The sequence below is a fragment of the Streptomyces sp. NPDC058145 genome (genome assembly GCF_042884245.1).
Taxonomy (GTDB): domain Bacteria; phylum Actinomycetota; class Actinomycetes; order Streptomycetales; family Streptomycetaceae; genus Streptomyces.
Genome location: NZ_JBHVUH010000007.1, coordinates 154,331 through 173,066, shown reverse-complemented (window position 1 = coordinate 173,066; position 18,736 = coordinate 154,331). Strand labels below are relative to the sequence as shown.

The 18,736-nt window shown below is 70.4% G+C and carries 15 protein-coding genes and 2 pseudogenes; 12 read left to right on the top strand and 5 right to left on the bottom strand.

The features are described from left to right. Positions 1 to 55 precede the first annotated feature (55 nt). Positions 56 to 330 (bottom strand): annotated as a pseudogene (locus ACFVVO_RS17645) (thioredoxin family protein); the annotation flags it as partial. Between the two features lie 219 nt (positions 331 to 549). Here ACFVVO_RS17645 and ACFVVO_RS17640 point away from each other — a divergent pair. After that, positions 550 to 2,331, top strand: a complete 1,782-nt coding sequence (locus tag ACFVVO_RS17640; protein ID WP_390055842.1) for a PucR family transcriptional regulator — start codon at positions 550 to 552, stop codon at positions 2,329 to 2,331. Between the two features lie 993 nt (positions 2,332 to 3,324). On the opposite strand, the gene ACFVVO_RS17635 is transcribed toward ACFVVO_RS17640, so the two are convergent. Further along, a complete protein-coding gene (locus tag ACFVVO_RS17635; RefSeq protein WP_390055840.1) occupies positions 3,325 to 4,749 on the bottom strand; it encodes an NAD-dependent succinate-semialdehyde dehydrogenase in 1,425 nt (474 codons plus the stop codon). A 363-nt stretch (positions 4,750 to 5,112) separates the two neighbouring features. On the opposite strand from ACFVVO_RS17635, the gene ACFVVO_RS17630 reads away from it, so the two are divergent. After that, positions 5,113 to 5,493: a DUF2267 domain-containing protein gene (locus ACFVVO_RS17630; RefSeq protein WP_390055839.1), complete on the top strand. Its 381-nt coding sequence runs from the start codon at positions 5,113 to 5,115 to the stop codon at positions 5,491 to 5,493. Between the two features lie 142 nt (positions 5,494 to 5,635). Next, on the top strand, positions 5,636 to 6,754 hold the full coding sequence (locus ACFVVO_RS17625) for a hypothetical protein (RefSeq protein WP_390055837.1): 1,119 nt from the start codon (positions 5,636 to 5,638) through the stop codon (positions 6,752 to 6,754). A gap of 22 nt (positions 6,755 to 6,776) precedes the next feature. On the opposite strand, the gene ACFVVO_RS17620 is transcribed toward ACFVVO_RS17625, so the two are convergent. Next, on the bottom strand, positions 6,777 to 7,667 hold the full coding sequence (locus ACFVVO_RS17620; RefSeq protein ID WP_390055836.1) for a LysR family transcriptional regulator: 891 nt from the start codon (positions 7,665 to 7,667) through the stop codon (positions 6,777 to 6,779). Between the two features lie 266 nt (positions 7,668 to 7,933). On the opposite strand from ACFVVO_RS17620, the gene ACFVVO_RS17615 reads away from it, so the two are divergent. The 3 genes from ACFVVO_RS17615 (at position 7,934) to ACFVVO_RS17605 (ending at position 10,690) form a co-directional block, all read left to right on the top strand. Continuing rightward, on the top strand, positions 7,934 to 9,121 hold the full coding sequence (locus ACFVVO_RS17615) for an MFS transporter (RefSeq protein WP_390055834.1): 1,188 nt from the start codon (positions 7,934 to 7,936) through the stop codon (positions 9,119 to 9,121). Between the two features lie 102 nt (positions 9,122 to 9,223). Further along, on the top strand, positions 9,224 to 10,069 hold the full coding sequence (locus tag ACFVVO_RS17610; protein WP_390055832.1) for an aldo/keto reductase: 846 nt from the start codon (positions 9,224 to 9,226) through the stop codon (positions 10,067 to 10,069). Positions 10,070 to 10,081: 12 nt separating this feature from the next. Beyond that, positions 10,082 to 10,690, top strand: coding sequence for an NADPH-dependent FMN reductase (locus ACFVVO_RS17605; protein ID WP_390055830.1), 609 nt, complete (start codon positions 10,082 to 10,084; stop codon positions 10,688 to 10,690). Between the two features lie 41 nt (positions 10,691 to 10,731). Here the strand turns inward: ACFVVO_RS17605 and ACFVVO_RS17600 are convergent, their stop codons facing one another. Further along, positions 10,732 to 11,787: an LLM class oxidoreductase gene (locus ACFVVO_RS17600; protein WP_390055828.1), complete on the bottom strand. Its 1,056-nt coding sequence runs from the start codon at positions 11,785 to 11,787 to the stop codon at positions 10,732 to 10,734. A 405-nt stretch (positions 11,788 to 12,192) separates the two neighbouring features. Then, positions 12,193 to 12,570, bottom strand: coding sequence for a DUF2267 domain-containing protein (locus tag ACFVVO_RS17595; RefSeq protein ID WP_359557260.1), 378 nt, complete (start codon positions 12,568 to 12,570; stop codon positions 12,193 to 12,195). Positions 12,571 to 13,240: 670 nt separating this feature from the next. Between ACFVVO_RS17595 and ACFVVO_RS17590 the strand changes: the two genes are divergently transcribed. The 6 genes and pseudogenes from ACFVVO_RS17590 (at position 13,241) to ACFVVO_RS17565 (ending at position 18,735) form a co-directional block, all read left to right on the top strand. Further along, positions 13,241 to 13,690, top strand: coding sequence for a DUF1931 family protein (locus ACFVVO_RS17590; protein ID WP_263276742.1), 450 nt, complete (start codon positions 13,241 to 13,243; stop codon positions 13,688 to 13,690). A 364-nt stretch (positions 13,691 to 14,054) separates the two neighbouring features. Beyond that, positions 14,055 to 14,192: pseudogene (locus ACFVVO_RS17585) on the top strand (aldehyde dehydrogenase); the annotation flags it as partial. A gap of 137 nt (positions 14,193 to 14,329) precedes the next feature. Next, a complete protein-coding gene (locus tag ACFVVO_RS17580) occupies positions 14,330 to 14,896 on the top strand; it encodes a type 1 glutamine amidotransferase domain-containing protein (protein WP_390055826.1) in 567 nt (188 codons plus the stop codon). Between the two features lie 730 nt (positions 14,897 to 15,626). Further along, positions 15,627 to 16,154, top strand: coding sequence for a general stress protein (locus ACFVVO_RS17575; protein WP_390055824.1), 528 nt, complete (start codon positions 15,627 to 15,629; stop codon positions 16,152 to 16,154). 81 nt (positions 16,155 to 16,235) lie between these two features. Continuing rightward, positions 16,236 to 18,140, top strand: a complete 1,905-nt coding sequence (gene dnaK / locus ACFVVO_RS17570; RefSeq protein WP_390055822.1) for a molecular chaperone DnaK — start codon at positions 16,236 to 16,238, stop codon at positions 18,138 to 18,140. A gap of 10 nt (positions 18,141 to 18,150) precedes the next feature. Then, complete coding sequence (locus ACFVVO_RS17565) at positions 18,151 to 18,735, top strand: nucleotide exchange factor GrpE (RefSeq protein ID WP_390055820.1); 585 nt, start codon at positions 18,151 to 18,153, stop codon at positions 18,733 to 18,735. Position 18,736 lies beyond the last annotated feature (1 nt).

The following is an 18,736-nucleotide window of genomic DNA, read 5'->3' as shown; positions in this document are numbered from 1 at the left end:
CCCACCGTGGACTCGAGCGATCCGCTCGTCCGAGTGAGCAGTTCGTCGAATTCAGTCAGCGGATTGCGGGCCCACCCGGGGCGCCGCTCCGTTGTTCCGCCACTGCGGTGGCTCCGCAGGGGCATGACCATCGCCCGGCCTTGCCGGCGAGCGTCTCGCCTTGGTCCAAACGACGAGGAGGGTCGGCACCGCCTGCACCTCGAAGCCGCCGACTGACCCGTGGATTTTGTTGATGTACCTTGACGAGCTTGATCCTTCCGGCGAGGTCGCGGGCGACCTGTCCGAGGGCGCGGGGCTGACCATGCGGCAGGAGCCGCACCAAGTGGCCCACGCCGGGTTCCTACCGGTGCGCACGGAGAGTCTCGAGCACTCCCCAGGGTGACGAACCGGGTGGCTCCACGCCTGCGTCTGGCGAGTCAGGAATGCACAGGTCCGGTCGCCCCACGAGTACGAGAGAAAGGATCCACACATCTCGGGTAAGCCGGCCCATGAGCGGGTACGCGATATGCCGCTCGGTTCTCTGAAGGCTTCGAGGGACGGAGTGATCCCATGGCCGGCAGTCGGGCGCACAGCCTGTACCGCCGCTACTCCGACCGGAAGGGCAGCCTTCCACGGAGCAGCGCCGGGCAGCACCCCACGGCCGCGCGCAGAGGGCCCCGCCCACCCGCCCGCACCCCAGCCGACCATGTCCTCCGCGACCTGATGGTGCTCTCCCGCGCCCTGTTCGACACCCCGGACGAAGGCGAGATCCTGCGCCTGGCCATGGACCACATAGCCGCCGCCGGGCCATACACCGCCGAGGCCGGATACCTGAAGGTGGGCGGCGACCTGGTCCCCAGCCCGAGGAACGGGCAGATGCATGCCTTGGCCGTGGGCCGGAGGGTGCGGGAGCTGGCCGGGCAGGACGGCCCCGTGACCGTACCCGGCAGGCCCTGGGGCCGGGCCCTGGGCCTACGCGGACTTGAGGGACTCCACGGCTACCTCGTGGTGACGTCCCGCTCCCGGCCCACCGAGACCGAGCGATCCCTGCTCGCCGCGCTCGTCCGGGACACCGCTGCTGCACTGTCAGTCGCCTTCGCACACCGCCGCCGACGAGAGGACGCGCTGGAGCTGCACCGGCTGAGGGACGAACGCACAGCCCTCCAGCGGCAGCTGATCTCTGTCGTGGCTGAGCTGGGCTACGAGCGAGCCGTTCACTCTCTCATGGCCGGCGTCGCTGCCTCGGGTGGCGGCGAGGAAGCTGTCACCCGCGTACTGCACGGGCTCACTGGACTTCCCGCCCTGGTCGAGGACCGCTTCGGTCGGCTGAGGTCCTGGACCGGCCCCAGCCGCCCCGTCCCCTATCCCGAACCGGACGCCGTGCGCCAGGACGAAATGCTGCACGCCGTCGCCCGTCAGGCCGGGCCGGTGCGGATAAGGGACCGGCTGATCACCCTGATCCGCCCGCACGGCGAGATCCTGGGTGTGCTGGCCCTGGTCGATGCCCGGGACGAGGCCGACGAGCACACCGTGCTCGCGCTGGAACACGCTGCCGCGTCACTCGCCCCGGAGCTGACGCACCTGCGCAATCTGGCCGAAGTGGAGCTGAGGCTGCACCGCGAGCTGGTCGACGACCTCCTGGCAGGGACGGACGAGGCGAGCGCCTACGTCCGGTCCGAGGCAGTCGGACACGATCTGCACCGCAGCCACTACGTCGTCGTGGTGCGGTGGTCGAACCGGACCGCCGACGATTCCTTCGCGCAGACCGTGGGGCGGGCGGCCTCTGCCGTGGGCATGCGCTCGCTGCTGACCCGAGGCTCCGACCACGTGGTCCTGGTCGCCGACGACAGGCCGCACGCGTGTGCGCTGTACGAGGCGCTCGCCCGGGAGACCGGAACACGGTCCGGGACGATCGGGGTGAGCGCCCCTTCCGACTCCCTGGACGACATCCCCCACCGCTACCAGGAGGCGCAGCGCGCCCTGGACGTGCGCCGCCACTCCCGCGAGCGCTACGGCACGACGTTCTTCGACGAGCTCGGCCTCTACCGCATCCTGGGACCCGGCAACGATTACCAGGAACTGGAGACGTTCGTCCACGAGTGGCTCGGGCAGCTCATCGACTACGACTCCCGGCACCACGCGGCCATGGTGGAGACCCTGTCCCGGTACTTCGACTGCGGCGGCAACTACGACGAGACCGCCGACTCCCTCGCGATCCACCGCAGCACGCTGCGCTATCGGCTCCAGCGCATCCGCGACATCAGCGGCCACGACCTCGCGAACGTCGAGGACCGGCTGAACCTCCAGGTGGCGACCCGAGTGTGGAAGATCGTGCTGGGCGGACCCGGCTGACGCCTCGCTGGAACTCCTGTGGGAGTGGTGTCACCAGCGCTGCGGTGGGTGGGCCGGGGGGCGGAGGAGCATCTGGGCCGCCCTGCGGATGCCGGGACGGCCGGCGGCGACCGGGTCGAGCAGCGGGGTGCCGGCTGCGGAGTCCTGGATACCGGCCGCAGTGACCAGCGCCGCCAGGAGGAGGCCGACAGGTCGGTGACGACGCGTCGCTTGCGGCCCACGATCTTCCTACCCGCATCCGTGCTCTGGCCGGCGGAGGGAAAGCTGGTGGAGGTCTTCAAGTCCGTGCTCGGGCGGCAGGCGGAGGTCCAGGCGTGGCCGCGGCGCTCGAAGCCCCAGGCTGCAAGAACCGGGCTCATGTGTTGGCCTTCTTGATGCGTCTCCAGCAGACAAGGGAGGGCGTTCGGCGAGCACCGACGATTCGCCGTATCTGCACCGGGGATACCGCGTATCCACCATCGATGCGCACCGCAGCGGTGCGCACTGCACGGCGGTGGTGTGGACCGACTGCCGCGCGACACGCACCAGGTGCCCACGGTGGCGCGGCACTGGTGCGCACCGGCCTGGTGATGCACTGTGAGAACCCGCTCCAGATACTCGGGAGGACGTTTTCAGCGAACCGGATGATGGTGTTGACGATGCCCTGGATTGTGCTGGGGACCGTTTCCACTCCTCAGCCGCTTGAAGCACAGCCCCTCCACCCCGGCCGCCGTCCACCGCCAGCCAATCCCGCGTCAACGTGAAGGGCGCCGCCAGGCCGCGGTCCGCGAACGACGCCTCCAGCGCCGCCCGATGCCGCGCGTACGGCCAGCCGGTCAGGTCGTCGCCTCGGTGGACCGGGTCGAAGGCCACGAAGTGCGCCGGCCACTCCCGCGGTGCCTGGGGGCAGTCGTCCCGCGTTCGGCGAGCCGCTGTTGTAGCCGCTCGAACGCAGCCTGTCCCGCTCCCACACCACCAGCTCGCCGTGGAGGGCGCGGTCGACCGGCTCGTAGGTCAGCCCAGCACTTCTTCGATCGGGGCGTCGGCGTCCACGTAGCGCACGAGCTTGCGGTTCGCGAATTCCACGATGCCCACGTCGCCGAGTTCGCGCCCGTAGCCGGAGCGCTTGATGCCGCCGAAGGGCAGCTCCGGTCGGGACGCGGTCGGGTGGTTGATCCATACCATGCCCGCCTCCAGCCGGTCCGCGACTCCGCGAGCACGTTCCGGGTCGGCGGCGAAGACCGCGCCTCCCAGGCCGTAGGGGGAGGTGTTGGCCAGTGCCACGGCCTCGTCCTCGTCGGCGACCCGGTAGACCGTGGCGACGGGGCCGAAGAGCTCTTCCCGGTAGGCCCGCATGTCCGGTGTGACGTCGGTGAGAAGGGTCGGCTCGACGAAGGCGCCCGGCAGGTCGGGCCGCCCGCCGCCCAGCACCACCGTGGCTCCCTTGTCCACCGCGTCACGAACCTGCTCCATCAGGAGTTCGGCCGCGGCCTCGGAGGACAGCGGGCCGAGCGTGGTGGCGGGGTCGACCGGATCTCCCGGTTGCGCCTCGCTCATCCGGTCACGCAGCCCGGTGACGAAGGCGTCGTAGACGTCGGCAAGGGCGATGAAGCGCTTGGCCGCCACGCAACACTGCCCGGTGTTGCCCATCCGGCCGAGGAACGCGGCGTACACGGTGCGCTCGAGGTTGTGACCGTCCAGCACGACGAAGGGATCACTGCCACCCAGCTCGAGGACGGACTTTTTGACATTGCGGCCGGCGATCTCGCCCAAGCTCACGCCCGCCCGCTCGCTTCCGGTCAGTGACGCTCCCTGCACTCGAGAGTCATCGATGATCTTCCCGACGTCTCTGCCCCGCACGAAAAGATTGGTGTAGACCCCGGTCGGGACACCCGCATCCGTGAACAGCTGCTCGAGTGCCAATGCGGACTGGGGGCAGCTACTCGCGTGCTTGAGCAGGATCGTGTTGCCGAGGACGAGGTTCGGACCCGCGAATCGGACGACCTGGTACAGCGGGAAGTTCCACGGCATCACACCGAGAAGGACGCCGAGCGGCTCGTTCACCAGCACGGCCGTGCCCTCGGGCACCGGCAGGGGTCGTTCTTCCAGCAGCTCGGGGCCGTGCTCGCCGTAGTAGGTGAGGATGTCGGACGCGAGGTCGACCTCTGCACGGCTCGAGTTGATCAGCTTGCCGACCTCAAGGGTCAGGAGGTGCGCCAGTTCCTCCTTGCGCTCCCTCATGAGCCGGCCGGCGCGTTGCACGAGGGCCCCCCGGTCGGCCGTCGACCGGGCACGCCAGTTTGGAAAGCTACAGTGCGCCGCGTCGATCGCGCGCCGTACGTCCTCCGCGCTCAGCGCCGGGAACTCACGAACCCTTTCACCGGTGTACGGGTTGACCGTGGCGATGGGGCTTCCCTGGGCAGTGACATGGGCGTCCATGACGCCTCCCTGGAGTCGGGGCACCTCGGGTTTCCACGCCCGGACCCGCTCACACGTGCTGATTCGTCCCATGCCACGGCAAGCTGTGGCACCCGGGTCCTCTGTGGTTCACGTCGAATGCGCAGACTCGCCGCCCGAGTTCGGCTACGTCGGCGCTCTCATGGTGCGGCTCTTCGCCTGTGTGCAATACGACGAGCTCAACCTGGCCGGCGAGGCCCTGCACACCACGGTGCACGGAGGCGTCAAGCTGTGGGTAGTCGTGGTCACCGCCGTCCGTGGGCGGGCGCGGGCCGGGTCGGCGTGGCAGGCTTGCAGGGGGATCCGCGCCGTTCGTCGCAACACAGCAGCGAAGGAGGACGACGCATGGATGAGCAGGAATTCGTCCGTACCGTCGCCGAGCGCACCGGACTGAGCCGGCAGGAGGCGGCGGACCTGACCTGGGCCACGCTCGAGACGCTGGCCCACAGACTGAGCCCGGGGGAGGCCAGGGACCTGATCACCGAGCTCCCCGAGGGCCTCGTGGAGGCGGTGCGCCGGGGAACCACGGACCGCATCGAGCGCTTCGGCCACTACGACAGCGTGCGGCGCGTGGCCGAACGCACCATGCTCAAGGAGGAGGAAGCCGACCGGGGTGTGCGGACCGTACTGGCCGTGCTCCGCGAGGCGATCAGCGAGAAGGAGTTCAACGACCTGATGTCGCAGCTCGGAACGGACTTCTCCCAGGCCCTCGAATCCGCCGGGTGACCCCGGGGCCTTCGGCACGGCGTCCGTGTCACCGCGCCAGCGGCCCGGACGCTGCGTGTGCGCCGGGGCACGGTGGGTGACACCCGCGGATCGCCGGTCCCTCGCGGCCGCCATGGCGCGAGGCGCACACGAAGGTGTGGTCATGACGGCTGACGTGCCCGAGACCTCCTCCGGCAGATCCGTGCGTGTCGTGCTGTTGGCCGACCCCGGTCTGCCGTCGGAGATCGTCCGGGCTCTCGCCCCCCGGTTGCCCGACCATCTCCGCCGGGCAGTCCGTGCTCGGGTCGGATGGCAGGTCGACACGATGACCGCCCCGCTCAGCGTGAGCGAGCAGGCCGACGTCTCCGACATCGCCGAGGCCGTCAGAAACCACCTGGACGGTGCCGAATGGGACGTGGCGATCTTTCTCACCGACCTTCCGCGGCGGGCCCGGCTCTACCCGATCAGCGTCGAGGTCGACACCGCGCTCCGTGCCGCGCTCATCTCCCTTCCCGCCCTTGGAGTCCGCCGCCTTCGGCGCCGGGTGCGGCAGGCCGTCGCGGATGTCGTCCGAGAGCTGGTCGCGCACGAGGAGACGCCCAGGCACCCAGAGGTGATCGGCCGCCCGCCGCGCGAACCGGTACCGGACACCCGTCCCGGCCCCGAGCAGCCCCGGCGCTACGTCGTGCCCGGCCTGCGCGGCCACGCCCGACTCGTCGCCGGCATGGTGTACGCCAACCGCCCCTGGCGGCTGTTCGGCTCCCTCTCCCGGGCCTTGGCGGGCGTGTTCGCCACGGCTACGGTCCTGTTCATCAACAGCGCCACCTGGAACCTCGCCACCGCACTCGGCGCCGTGCAGCATGCCGTCATCACCGCTGTGTCCGCCGTCGCTCTCACCCTGTGGATCATCGTCGACCACCAGCTCTGGGAACGCGGCACCCACCTCCCTGCACAGCACCACCCCCTGTACCCCTACAACCTGGTCACCCTGGTCACCATCGCGCTCGCGGTGGTGGTGCTGGCCACGGCCCTGTTCGCGACTCTGGTCGCCCTCTCCTTCCTGCTGCTGGACGCGTCCGTCCTGCGCAAATTCATCGGACGGCAGGTCGGCGTCGGCGACTACCTCTTCCTGGCCTGGTTCATCACCACCATCGCGATGATCGGCGGGGCCTTCGGCACCAGCCTCGAAGGGGACGAGAAGGTGTCCGACGCCGCCTATGGACGACGGCAGCGTGAGCGTCAGCGGATGCTGCGGCAGATGTCGCGGCTGGAGCGAGGGTGACGTCCGGGCCGCGGCCCGGGCGTCACAGGGCGATCACGTGGAGGTCGACCAGGTCGAGCAGCGCCCGCAGAGCCGAGCTGGGCCGCCGGTTCGACGACGTGCCGAGATGCATGCTCCAGCGGAGCAAGGTGCCGTGGACGTCCAGGACGTGCAGGCCGGGGGTGCGGGCAACGGCGAACGCGGGCAGGAAGGCGATGCCCAGACCGTGCCGGACCAGTGCCGCCCCCATGTCGATGTCGGGCACCTCCAGTGCCACCCGGCGTACGACGCCCGCCGCCGCGAACGCCCGGTCGACCACCTCGCGGTTGCCGTAGCCCGGCGGGAAGTCCACGAAGGGCTCCCCCGCGAGGTCCGCAAGTGCCACCTCCCCCCGCTGCGCGAGGGGATGGGCGGCGCTCACCACCAGGACGAGCGGCACGGTGGCCAGCTCCCGGGCGTCGATCCCGGCGGGCTTGTGCTCGGGCAGCGACAGGAACGCCACATCCAGGTCCCCGCTGAGCAGTGCGTGCGCCAGTCCCGCCGAGCCGGTCGTCGCCAGCCGCAGCCGGACGTCGATCGCCGGATGCCGCGCGTGCAGCTGCCCGAGGAGCGCAGGCAGGTCCACCACCTCCACCGAGGCCATGGCGCCCACGTTCACCGTGCCGCGCAGCGTGTCCTGTGCGGCGCGCACGGCGTCCTGGGCCGCCTGGGCGGCGTGCAGGGTGGCCCGAGCCTCCGGCAGCAGTGCCGCGCCCGCCCCGGTGAGCCGGACCTGCTGCGACGTGCGCTCGAACAGCGCGCAGCCGAGCTCGCGCTCCAGGGAACGGATCGCGGCGGACACCCCGGACTGCACCACGTGCAGCCGACGGGCGGCCCGCGTGAAACTCAGCTCCTCGGCGACCGCGAGGAAGTGCTCCAGCTGACGTAGCTCCACACGAGCAGTATCACTCGCATTGCTTGAGACCAGCAAAAACATTCGTTGGCACTGATCCTGGCTGGTGAGGAGAATGGAAAGCGCCATTCACTTCCGCCCGAGGAGGGGTACCCCTGCCTGCCGTAACGACGCCGCTGAGCCGTCCCACAGCCGACGCTCCCGGCGACCCGACCCACCGGATCCCAGCACCCGCTCCCGTCGACCTGCCGCCCCGCGGCCCCGCCCGGCGCCGTGCCTCGCACGCGACCGGCTTCTGGTTCGTGGCGGTGGCCTTCACCGTGCTGATGGCCTTCGGCACCGCGCCGACCCCGCTGTGGCCGCTGTACGAGGCCCGGGACCACTTCGGCGCGACCACGGTCACGGTGGCGTACGCCTCGATGGTCGTGGGCGCAGCGGCCGCCTTCCTCGGACTGGGACACCTGTCGGACCGGCTCGGCCGGCGGCGCATCATCGTCCCGGCGCTGCTGGTCGGCATCGTCGCGTCGGTCGTGCTGATCGTGTGGCGGGACCTGCCGGGGCTGATCGCGGGCAGGATCCTGAACGGTGTCGGACTGGGGCTGATGGCCTCGACCGCGACGACGTACCTGCACGACCTCCACCACGAGGCCCGTCCGGAACGGACGGGTTCGGTGCTGCCCGGCATCGTGGCCACCGCCGCCAACCTCGGCGGCCTGGCCTCAGGGCCCCTGGTCGCCGGAGCCGCCGCCGAGTGGCTTCCCACGCCCCTGATCACCACCCAGGCGATCTTCACGCTCGCCATGGCAGTGTGCCTGGCGCTGGTGCTGTGCACCCCGGAGACCGTGGATCTGGAGCTGCCCGCGGCCCAATCGCCCAGCAGGTTCGTCCTGCGCCCCGGCGGCCGGCGGGCGTTCGGCGCGGCCGGCGCGCTGGGCGCCTTCGCCTTCGCGATCCTCGGCCTGATCTCCTCCCTCGGGGCGAGCGTGCTCCACGGCACCCTGCACACCGACTCGCACCTCGTGGTCGGCCTGGCGGCCTTCCTCATGTTCGGTTCCGCGGCGGCCGCCCAGCTGGTGCTGGGACGCCTCCCACTGCCCCGGGTCCTGACCGTGGGGGCGGTGGTCTTCCCGGTCGGCCTGGTCCTGTGCGCCGTCGCCCTCTACCACCCGGCGCTCTGGCTCTACCTGGTCGCCGTGTCCCTGTCGGGAGCGGGCTCAGGGCTGCTGTTCAAGGGAGGCGTCGAACGTGCCGTTTCAGTGGCCGAGCCCGCCTCACGCGCGGGGGTCCTCGCCGTGTTCTTCGTCGTCGCGTACCTGGGAATGGGCCTGCCATCCGTCCTGTTCAGCATCGCCCTGCGGCACTTCACCGTGCAGACCGCGATGATCGGCTTCGCGGCCGTCCTCTCCTGCGGCGCCGTGGTGTCGGTCGCCCTCGCGTTGCGCGACCGCGCACCCGGTCCCGGCGCGCTCTCGGCGCAGTCCGCTCGCCCCTCCTGACCTCCCTGCGGCGCATGCGACACCGGTTGTCTGGGAGGCGCGGACCTGGGCACTCGGTGCGGGTGCGCGTGACTCGGATCCGCGGTGGACGGGAGGTCCGAGATGTCTGCGGAATCGGCCAGAACGATCGCGCTCCCCTCCGGTGAGGAGATCGCGGCGCTCGGGCAGGGCACCTGGTACCTGGGCGAGGATCCGGCCCGGCGTGAACAGGAGATCGCCGCGCTACGGCTGGGCGTGGACCTGGGCATGACCGTCATCGACACGGCGGAGATGTACGGCGACGGCGCAGCCGAGGAGCTCGTCGGGGAGGCCCTCCGGGGACGCCGGGAGGAGGTCTTCCTCGTCAGCAAGGTGCTGCCCGGCCACGCCGACCGGAAGGGCACCGTCGCCGCCTGCGAGGGCAGCCTGCGGCGGCTCCGTGCGGAACGGCTGGACCTCTACCTGCTGCACTGGCGGGGACGGTGGCCACTCGAGGAGACCCTTGCGGGATTCACCGACCTGATGGAGGCGGAGAAGATCCGTTACTGGGGCGTGAGCAATCTGGACGTCGCCGACATGGTCGCGCTGACCACCCTCCCCGGTGGCGACGCCGTGGCGGTCGACCAGGTGCTGTACAACCTCTCCCGGCGCGGCATCGAGTGGGATCTTCTCCCCTGGTGCCGCGAGGCCGGGGTAACGGCCATGGCCTACTCCCCGATCGAGCAGGGGCGGCTCCTGAAGGTCGAGGCACTGGGTGCCGTGGCCGGGGCCCTCGGAGCAACGCCGGCCCAGGTGGCACTCGCCTGGGTGCTGGAACAGGGGGTGGCCGGGATCCCGCGTTCCGGATCACCCGACCACGTTCGGGAAAATCGCGGCGCGGTGGACCTCCACCTTCCCACCGAGGCGCTCGACGCCCTCGACGAGGCGTTCCCGCCACCCAGCGGGCCCACGCCCCTGGAGATGCTCTAAGGAGTTGACAGGATGGCGCGCCCGCTCGTCGTCGGAATGGGAGGTTCGCTGCGCACCCCGTCGACCAGCCTCACCGCACTGTGTGTGGCGGTCGAGGGGGCGGCCGATGCGGGCGCCGGCACCCTGGTGATCGACCTCAAGCGGCTGGCTCTTCCGTTCTACACGTCCGAGCACGGGATCCCTGCGTCCGCGCGCCGCCTTGCGGACACCGTTCAGGCCGCCGACGCCCTGCTGTGGAGCAGCCCGACATACCACGGGTCGGTCAGCGGCGCGTTCAAGAACGCGGTGGACTGGCTCGCCCTCCTGGCGGACCACGACCCGCCCTACCTCAGCAACAAGCCCGTGGGGATGCTGACGACCGCCGGTGGAGTGCAGGGCCTGCAGGCGATCAACGCGATGGAGTTCATCGTGCGGTCGTTGCGCGGCTGGGCCGTGCCGCTGGTGTTCGCGGTCCCGCGGTCCTCCCGGGTCTTCGACCGCGACGGACGCCTCACCGACCAGGCGGTCGCGGACCAACTGCGCGGCCTCGGCGCGGAGGTGACCAGGGCGGCCCTGCAGTTCCGGGCGGAGGGCACGTGCGACTACGCGCAGGAGCGGCCGTCCGGGGCCGTCCGGGACTGAGCCCGGCCCTCTCACGCAGGGGGCGCCGGGGTCGTGCTTCCTCAGGGCCCGGTCCGCTCCACGGGCCGCCGGTGCTCGCCGCGCGCCCCAAAGCGCCCGGGTGGGAAGTGCGGCAGCACGTGTTCGGCCAGTTCGTCAATCACTTCGGCGACCGGACGGCGGCTGTGCTTGAAGTTGATCATCAGCTGGTCGATGCCGATGTCCTGCCAGGCCCGCATCATCGCCAGGAACGACACCCGGCCCACCGAGAAGCCCTGGTGGATGCGCCGGGGCAGCGCCAGCGGGTCCTCGGTCAGATCCAGATAGGTGGCCTGCGCGTACGGCTTGAACCCACCGCCATCGCCCCGGGTCAGCTCCCGCCACCGCTCGATGTTCTCGGCCTGCTGCTGGAGCGGCGGGGTGTAGTACAGCCAGCCGTCCGTGTTGTCGGCGATCCACCGGACGTCCTGCCTGCCGCGTCCCGTCATCAGTACGGGGATCCGCCGGTACACCGGCTTGGGCAGCAGATCGGTGCCGCGCATCCGGCCGAGCGGCGATTCCACGTCAGGGAAACGGTGCTCGAGGACGACACGGAAGTACTCCAGCGACTGCCGGAACCTCTCGGCCCGGCCGCCCAGGTCCTGACCGAAGGCCGGGAACTCCACGGGCCGGTCACCGGTGGCCACCCCGAGCAGGAGGCGTCCGCCTGACAGCTGGTCCACCGAGGCGGCCGCCTTGGCGGTGTGCACTGGATGCCGCAGCGGCATGACGATGCTGGCGGTCCCCAGTGTGATCGAGGTGGTGCGGGCACTGAGCTGCCCCAGGTAGACCCACGGGTCGAAGACCTGCCCGGCGTCCCCGAAGCTCGGGTCCAGCAGCGGCACGTCACGGACCCATACCGAGGCGAAGCCGGCCCGCTCGGCCTGCTGGATCCGCTCGATGTGCCCGGACAGGGACGGCACGGGCCCTTCGAAGCCCTCCAGGGGCGTGATGGCGCCAACGGTCATCCTGCCGCCGGGATACGCCCTGGCCATGGCCGCGTGCTCGGAGAACGGCCGCTGCGCCCCGCCTTCGACCTCCACGGGTGCGCCGGCTGAAGGAACTGTCGATTGTGTCATGCGATCCTCCGGCGATTTCTTGCCGAGTCCGGGCGCATCAGACGCGTGCTGAGGTTGCGCACCGAAGGTCCTCGCGCGTCCCCTCGCCGACGTAGCGCCGACGTTCCAACAGGAGTTCGCTCTGCGCGCCGTGTGTCGGGACGAGGGAGACGACGTGGTGCTGTAGGCGTCCTGGGAAAGCACGGTGAGGTGGTGCGGCCGGTGGCCGTCCACCCGGATCTGTCAGTCGGAGATGACCCCCACGTCGCGGAAGAACAGCCCCTGCGGCACCTCGGGCCTCCATGTCGCCCGAGGTGCCCGAGACGCAGAACGTCCGCCCCTCGACCAGTGTGACGGTGGCCGCCGTGAGTACGGCCGGTTCCGTCTCCTCGATGATGGCGCCGACCTCGTCGGTCATGCCTCCTTCTAGCCCGGGGCGCCGACGAGAGCCTCGAAGTCCCGGGGCAGCTGGGATATTACGTGGCGGAACTCGCCATCACTGACCGCGTCCCTCAGGGTGCTCAGCTCCGCCCGTACGCCCTCGCGGGCCTCGTCCGGGCTCACCCCTGCTCGCCTGCTCACCCGATTGATGAACTCGTCGAGTCCGAAGGGCTCGGCCTCCGGAGTGGGAGAGACCAGCGGCTCCTTCAGCGGCTTGGGCAGTTCGGACGCGAGGTCCTCCGCCTCACCCCTGGTGAGCCGCTCGGCCAGGGTTTCCAGGGTGGCACGGGTGAGGGGCTCCGCCTTCTCCGGGGGGACAGGGGCGCGCCGGGTGATGGTGTCGAGGAAGGTGTTGTAGTCCATGAGCCGTCCTTTTTCTGAAGCTTTGCAACTGCCTGGCTTGGGACCTGAGACAGCCACCGAAGGGTGCGTCGTGCGTGTGGGGGTGGGGGTGGCGGGCCGGGCGTCATGGTGCATGCGCCTCAGCAGAGACCCTTTCCATGCTCCGGATGTGGGCCGCACCCTGCCTGCTCCCGGCGGGCGGAAAAGCGGCGGGCTCCATGGACCTCCGAGCACAAGTGCAGGCGGCCTCCGCCACGGCAAAGGGGACACCGGCGCCGGTCTGCCGGATGTGCGTCAGGGCGCCGTGCCTGGGGGCTCGGTCGGCTGTCCCGCCGTCGCGTCTCCGGCCGGCCCAAATGGTCGGGACGGTTGGCTGATCTGGTGTGTTGCTGGCTTGTTGAGGGGCGGGGTGATGCGCTCGTCGGGGCGCCCTGACACAGTCCCGCTTCCCCGAGTTGGTCATGTCGTCCGGTCAGCGGCTCTCGTTCGAGGAGGGACGGCCGCACGGCTGGCCGGGGGGTGCCTGCGCATTTCATGCTGCTCTGCCAGGGTAGGAGAGGGTGTTCTTTTTCGGCCTGGGGTGCGGAGGCGCTCAGCAGGCGGGCTCTGCGAATCTCGACCGGTAACAGCCGATGGCGGCGCTGGCGGGGGCGAACGACGCCGTCCGGTTCCCGGTGAGGAGGCGAGAGGCATGACCGTGATGGGTGTGTCGAAGTTCGAGAGGTTCTTCCGCGCCGCCGCAGGCCTCGACGTGGACAAGAACGACCTGAAGCGGTACGGCGACTTCGTCGACGCCAAGCTCTACGACCTCCTGGTCGTCGGCCAGGCGTCGGCCAAGGCCAACGGGCGGGATACCGTCGAACCGTGGGACCTACCGATCACCAAGGGCCTCCAGGAGAGCATCCACCGGTTCCGGCGGCTCGACGAGGAGGTCGAGCTGAAGCCGATCCTGGAACAGCTCGCCGCGCACCCTCCCCTCGACAGGACACCCACCCAGGAGACCGAAGAGCGCTACCCCGAGATCATCGGCGGTCTCAGTGTCGCCCTCTCCGAGACGTTCAAAATCATGTATCCGGATGTCAAGAACCCGCAGACCAGCCACTGGGACGGCGTGACCGCGGTGTTCGACCGGCTGCTGTAGCGGTCGCGCCCCGGTGCATGTCACCGATCTGAGCTGACATGCCGGGCGGGGGCCGGAAGGTGGAGACGGGAGCCTTCACCGAGGCCCGGGTCGCGCCGCAGATGCTCGAGGATTCGCGATTGCCCTCTCAGCGCGGCTGGTCTCCTGGGCCAGGAAAATCACTCCCGATTTCCTCCCACGCAACAGCCTGTGACTCGGAATGCCGTTTCGGGGAGGCAGAGGAGGGATTGCGCGCCGAGAGGGTGAAGGAAGTCCTCGATGCGCGTGTCGAAAGGCACACGGATGTCCTTTCGCCACAACGAACATCTGTCGGCTCAGATGCGCACATGTATGAAGGCCGTCCCGACTTCGCAGCGGGGCGGGTGTTCGGGCCGGGAAGGCCAAGCTGTCCTGGTTCCACGAACTCCTATTGAACAAGGCAGCAGACGGATACCAGCACTTCGACGCCCGCGACGACGGCTGGACGAAGGTGGTCCTCCACCCGGACGGCAGCTCCGGCTGATCGCGCGCACATACACGCTCGGGGCACCCTCGGCCGCGCCTTGCAGTCCCCGGTCCGGAAAAGGGATCCGGACGGGCCTGCCGGGTGTCCCTGCCGCTCGCGTCGTACAACCAGCGACTCGTGAAGGGAGCCATACCATGACACAGGCACTGCGGGGGATGCGGGTGGGGATTCTGGCCACCGACGGCGTCGAGCGCGTGGAACTCGACCAACCGCGCGGTGCGCTGCAGGGCGCAGGGGCGAAGACCGAGATCGTCTCGCTCCATCCCGGCGAGATCCAGGCCCGCCAGTTCGACCTCAACGCGGCAGGAACCTTCCCCGTGGACCGCCTGGTCGCCGACGCCTCCGTCGACGACTACCACGCCCTGCTCCTGCCCGGCGGCACCATGAACCCCGACCAACTGCGCATGGACCGCGACGCGGTGCAGTTCGTCAGGGACTTCATGGCCAGCGGGAAGCCGGTCGCATCGATCTGCCACGGCCCGTGGACCCTGGCGGAAGCCGACGCCGTGCGCGGTCGCCGCCTGACGTCCTGGCCCAGCATCCGCACCGATCTACGCAACGCCGGCGCGGAGGTCGTCGCCGACCAGGAGGTGGTCGTCGACGAGCAGCTGGTCACCAGCCGCGGCCCGGCCGACCTGCCTGCCTTCTGCGCCGCCGTCGTGGAACAGTTCGCCCGGGCGCACCACCCCATGCCCGGCTGACCCGGCGGCCTGGTCGCAGGCGGTGGGAGCAGGCGGTGCACGGTGGAGGTGGGCCCGCTGGGCCCGCTCTCGACCCCACGGGCCGGTCAGCCGTGGCGGTCGCCTCCGTACGGCCGCCGGTCCGTAGCGTCGCGCTGCCGCGTCGAATGTCGCCACGCCCAGGGACAGGATCGCCGCGGTGCGCCGTACCAGCCTGGAGAGGAGGAGGGGGTCCTGCGTCCCGAGTGGAAACCAGGACGACACCGCCAGGCGCAGATGGCCCCGGGAGAATATCCGGCACGGTACGGCCCGAGGGCTGCGACCTGCACAGGGCAAGACCGAGGATCTCTCGCTCGTCCGCGCCGTCGAAGGTGTGGGGCACAGCGCCATCAGCCCGTGAGGTGCGCCCCGAGCGGGGCGCACGTTCGGGTGGGGCCGTGCCGCTGCTCGTCCGCGGGCACGGTGGTGTCCCGGGTGCCGCCCGCCTCTTGAGCGTCGAAGCGGGGAGAAAGCCCCTTGCGTCGGACATCCGTGAGCCCCGCTACCTCATGCCGGGCCGAACCCTGAGGTACCCCGCCGCGAGCCGCGAGCCGCGAGCCGCGAACCCGAATCGTCGTCCCGCCTCCTGTCCTCGCAGACCGACCGCTGGTGCCACTTTTCGACCCGCTGGGCGCAGGCGGGGTGACCGGGCGAACAGCCACCCTGGGGCCTGTCGGGACCGCACGGCGGTCCGTCGGCGGAAGGAGTGGCCATGACCGAGCAGGCCCGCAGGGCCGTTGCCTCGTACTCGACGTACCAGGAAGCCGAACGTGCCGTCGATCACCTCGCCGACCAGGGCTTTCCCGTTCAGAAGGTTGCGATCATCGGTCGGGACATGCGCCTTGTCGAACAGGTGATCGGTCGAATGGGGTACGGCGGGGCCGCCCTCCACGGCGCAGCCAGCGGAGCACTGCCCGGCGTACTCGTCGGCTGGATCTTCGGGCTGCTGAACTGGCTGAATCCGGTCGTCTCCGGTCTGCTCCTCGCCCTGTACGGGCTGATCTTCGGAGCGGTCGTCGGTGCGCTGCTCGGCGTGCTGCTGCACGCGGCCCAGGGCGGCCGGCGGAACTTCGCCTCGGTCCGCTCGATGGAGCCCAGCCGGTACGACGTCGTGGTGGACGAGGACGTCGCCGATGAGGCCGTGCGGCTGGTCGCCGGGCTGGGCAGCGGGGCCGGCGCGAACACGGACAGCGCCTCCTCCAGGGGCCGGCGCCCGCGCGGCGATCCCACCCCCAGCTGAACGAGTTTCGAAGCCGGGCGGACAGGGCCCGGAGGATGAACGGTCGCCGACGGACGTCGACCGCCGCGGAAGGAGTTCCTCATGGCCAAGGCAGTGGGCATCGACCTGGGCACCACCAACTCGGTGATCGCCGTGTGGGAGGGCGGCGAGCCGTCCGTCGTGCCCAACAGCGAGGGCAACCGCACGACACCGTCCGTGGTGGCCTTCACCGACACCGGGGAACGCCTGGTGGGCCAACTGGCCCGGCGCCAGGCGATCCTCAACCCCAAGGGCACCATCTACTCGGCCAAGCGGTTCATCGGCCGGCACTTCGACGAGATCCCCGACGAGGCCAAGGCCGTCGCCTACGACGTCGTCCCGGGAGACAACGGCGAGGCCCGCTTCAAGGTGCGTGACAAGCTGTACGCGCCTGAGGAGATCAGCGCACAGGTGCTGCGCAAACTCGCCGACGACGCCTCCAAGCAGCTGGGGGAACGGGTCACGGAGGCGGTCATCACGGTGCCCGCCTACTTCAACGACGCCCAGCGCACCGCGACCCGTGATGCCGGACGGATCGCGGGACTGGAAGTGCTGCGGATCATCAACGAGCCGACGGCGGCCGCCCTCGCGTACGGCATGGACAAGAAGCAGCACGAGACCGTCCTCGTCTTCGACCTGGGCGGCGGCACCTTCGACGTGAGCATCCTCGATGTCGGCGACGGCGTGGTGGAGGTGCGTTCCACGGCGGGTGACAGCCATCTGGGCGGCGACGACTTCGACCGGCGTCTGGTCGACTACCTCGCGGACGACTTCCAGAAGGAGAACGGCATCGACCTGCGCAAGGACCCGCAGGCGCTGCAACGCCTGTTCGAGGCGGCGGAGAAGGCCAAGACCGAGCTCAGCTCCGTCACCCAGACCCAGGTCAGCCTGCCGTTCATCACCGCCGACGCCTCCGGGCCCAAGCATCTCACCGACTCGATCATGCGGTCCACGTTCGAGCAGATCACCGGCGACCTGGTGGAGCGCTGCCTCGGTCCGGTCCAGCAGGCCATGGCCGACGCCAAGGTCGGCGAGAGCGACATCGACGAGGTCATCCTCGTCGGCGGTTCCACCCGCATCCCCGCCGTCCAGGCACTGGTGCGCCGGCTAACCGGCGGCAAGGACCCCAACATGAGCGTGAACCCCGATGAGGTCGTGGCCCTGGGCGCCGCGATCCAGGCCGGGGTGCTCAAGGGCGAGGTCAAGGACGTCCTGCTGCTCGACGTCACCCCCCTGTCGCTGGGCGTGGAGACGCGCGGCGGAGTGATGACGAAGATCATCGAGCGGAACACCACCATCCCGGTGCGCCGCAGCGAGACCTTCTCCACCGCCGAGGACAACCAGCCGGCCGTCGACATCGTCGTCCTCCAGGGCGAGCGCGAGCGGGCCGCCGACAACCGGGTCCTCGGCCGGTTCCAGCTCACCGACATCCGGCCGGCGCCGCGGGGCGAACCGCAGATCGAGGTCACCTTCGACATCGACGCCAACGGCATCCTCAACGTCAGCGCGCGCGACAAGGACACCGGCAAGGAACAGGGCATCACCATCAGCGAGAGCTCCAACCTGGACCGGAGCGAGGTCGAACGCATGGTCCAGGAGGCCGAAAGCAACCGGGGCCAGGACCAGGCACTCCGCGAGGCCGTCGACGCCCGCAACGAACTCGACGCGATCGCCTACCAGGTCGAAAAGCGTCTGAACGAACTGGCCGACGCCGCGCCCGCGCACGAAAAGGCGCGAGCCGAGATGCTGGTGGCAGAGGCCCGCGACGCGGTCAAGAACGAGGCCGGAGTGGACAAGGTCAGGCCGCTGATCTCCGAACTCCAGCAGGTCTACGCCGGGCTCGCCGCCCACCAGGCCGAAGCCGCGGCGGCGAGTGGTCCGTCGGACACCACCGGGCCGGACGCCTCCGGGCAGGGCGGTGCCGGCGCCGACGAAGACGTGATCGACGCCGAGTTCGACAAGGGCTGAGGTACCCGCCATGCCGAGCCCTCCCCAGGACCGATCGTCCGACCTACCGCCCGAAGGCGCCGCACAACCGCCGCAGGGCCACCTGCCCGAGCCCGCGCCGCCGACCACGCAGGCCGAACCGGGGCCCGACGCGGCCACCGGTCCGGCCGGCGTCGAGGACGAGTACGCGGCCGCGCTGAAGGAGGTCGAGGACCGCTGGCGGCGTGCTCTCGCCGATCTGGACAACCTGCGCAAGCGACACGCCAGGGAACTGGACCGGGAGCGCGCGGTCGAACGCGCCCGCACGGCGGCGGCCTTCCTTCCCGTCATCGACAACCTCGAACTGGCCCTGAACCACGCGGGCTCCGACCCCGGGGCGATCGTCGAGGGGGTTCGCGCCGTGCGCGACCAGGCCGTGTCCATCCTTGAACGCCTTGGTTACGAGCGTCACGCCGAGACCGGCGTCCCGTTCGACCCCTCCCGGCACGAGGTCGTCGGTGTGGTCCAGGACCCCGACGCCGAACCGAACACCGTGGCGCAGGTGCTGCGCCCCGGCTACGGCGAGGCCGAGCGGCAGCTGAGGCCGGCCGCCGTGACCGTCGCCAAGCGGGAGTGAG

What these genes read in the sequence shown, in the direction of transcription:
- ACFVVO_RS17595 (WP_359557260.1), bottom strand. Translation starts at nt 12,570, where the DNA reads ATGGACTACAACACCTTCCTCGACACCATCACCCGGCGCGCCCCTGTC.
- ACFVVO_RS17635 (WP_390055840.1), bottom strand. Translation starts at nt 4,749, where the DNA reads ATGGACGCCCATGTCACTGCCCAGGGAAGCCCCATCGCCACGGTCAAC.
- ACFVVO_RS17575 (WP_390055824.1), top strand. Translation starts at nt 15,627, where the DNA reads ATGACCGAGCAGGCCCGCAGGGCCGTTGCCTCGTACTCGACGTACCAG.
- ACFVVO_RS17565 (WP_390055820.1), top strand. Translation starts at nt 18,151, where the DNA reads ATGCCGAGCCCTCCCCAGGACCGATCGTCCGACCTACCGCCCGAAGGC.
- ACFVVO_RS17600 (WP_390055828.1), bottom strand. Translation starts at nt 11,787, where the DNA reads ATGACACAATCGACAGTTCCTTCAGCCGGCGCACCCGTGGAGGTCGAA.
- ACFVVO_RS17630 (WP_390055839.1), top strand. Translation starts at nt 5,113, where the DNA reads ATGGATGAGCAGGAATTCGTCCGTACCGTCGCCGAGCGCACCGGACTG.
- ACFVVO_RS17625 (WP_390055837.1), top strand. Translation starts at nt 5,636, where the DNA reads ATGACGGCTGACGTGCCCGAGACCTCCTCCGGCAGATCCGTGCGTGTC.
- ACFVVO_RS17580 (WP_390055826.1), top strand. Translation starts at nt 14,330, where the DNA reads ATGACACAGGCACTGCGGGGGATGCGGGTGGGGATTCTGGCCACCGAC.
- ACFVVO_RS17605 (WP_390055830.1), top strand. Translation starts at nt 10,082, where the DNA reads ATGGCGCGCCCGCTCGTCGTCGGAATGGGAGGTTCGCTGCGCACCCCG.
- ACFVVO_RS17590 (WP_263276742.1), top strand. Translation starts at nt 13,241, where the DNA reads ATGACCGTGATGGGTGTGTCGAAGTTCGAGAGGTTCTTCCGCGCCGCC.
- ACFVVO_RS17610 (WP_390055832.1), top strand. Translation starts at nt 9,224, where the DNA reads ATGTCTGCGGAATCGGCCAGAACGATCGCGCTCCCCTCCGGTGAGGAG.
- dnaK (WP_390055822.1), top strand. Translation starts at nt 16,236, where the DNA reads ATGGCCAAGGCAGTGGGCATCGACCTGGGCACCACCAACTCGGTGATC.
- ACFVVO_RS17640 (WP_390055842.1), top strand. Translation starts at nt 550, where the DNA reads ATGGCCGGCAGTCGGGCGCACAGCCTGTACCGCCGCTACTCCGACCGG.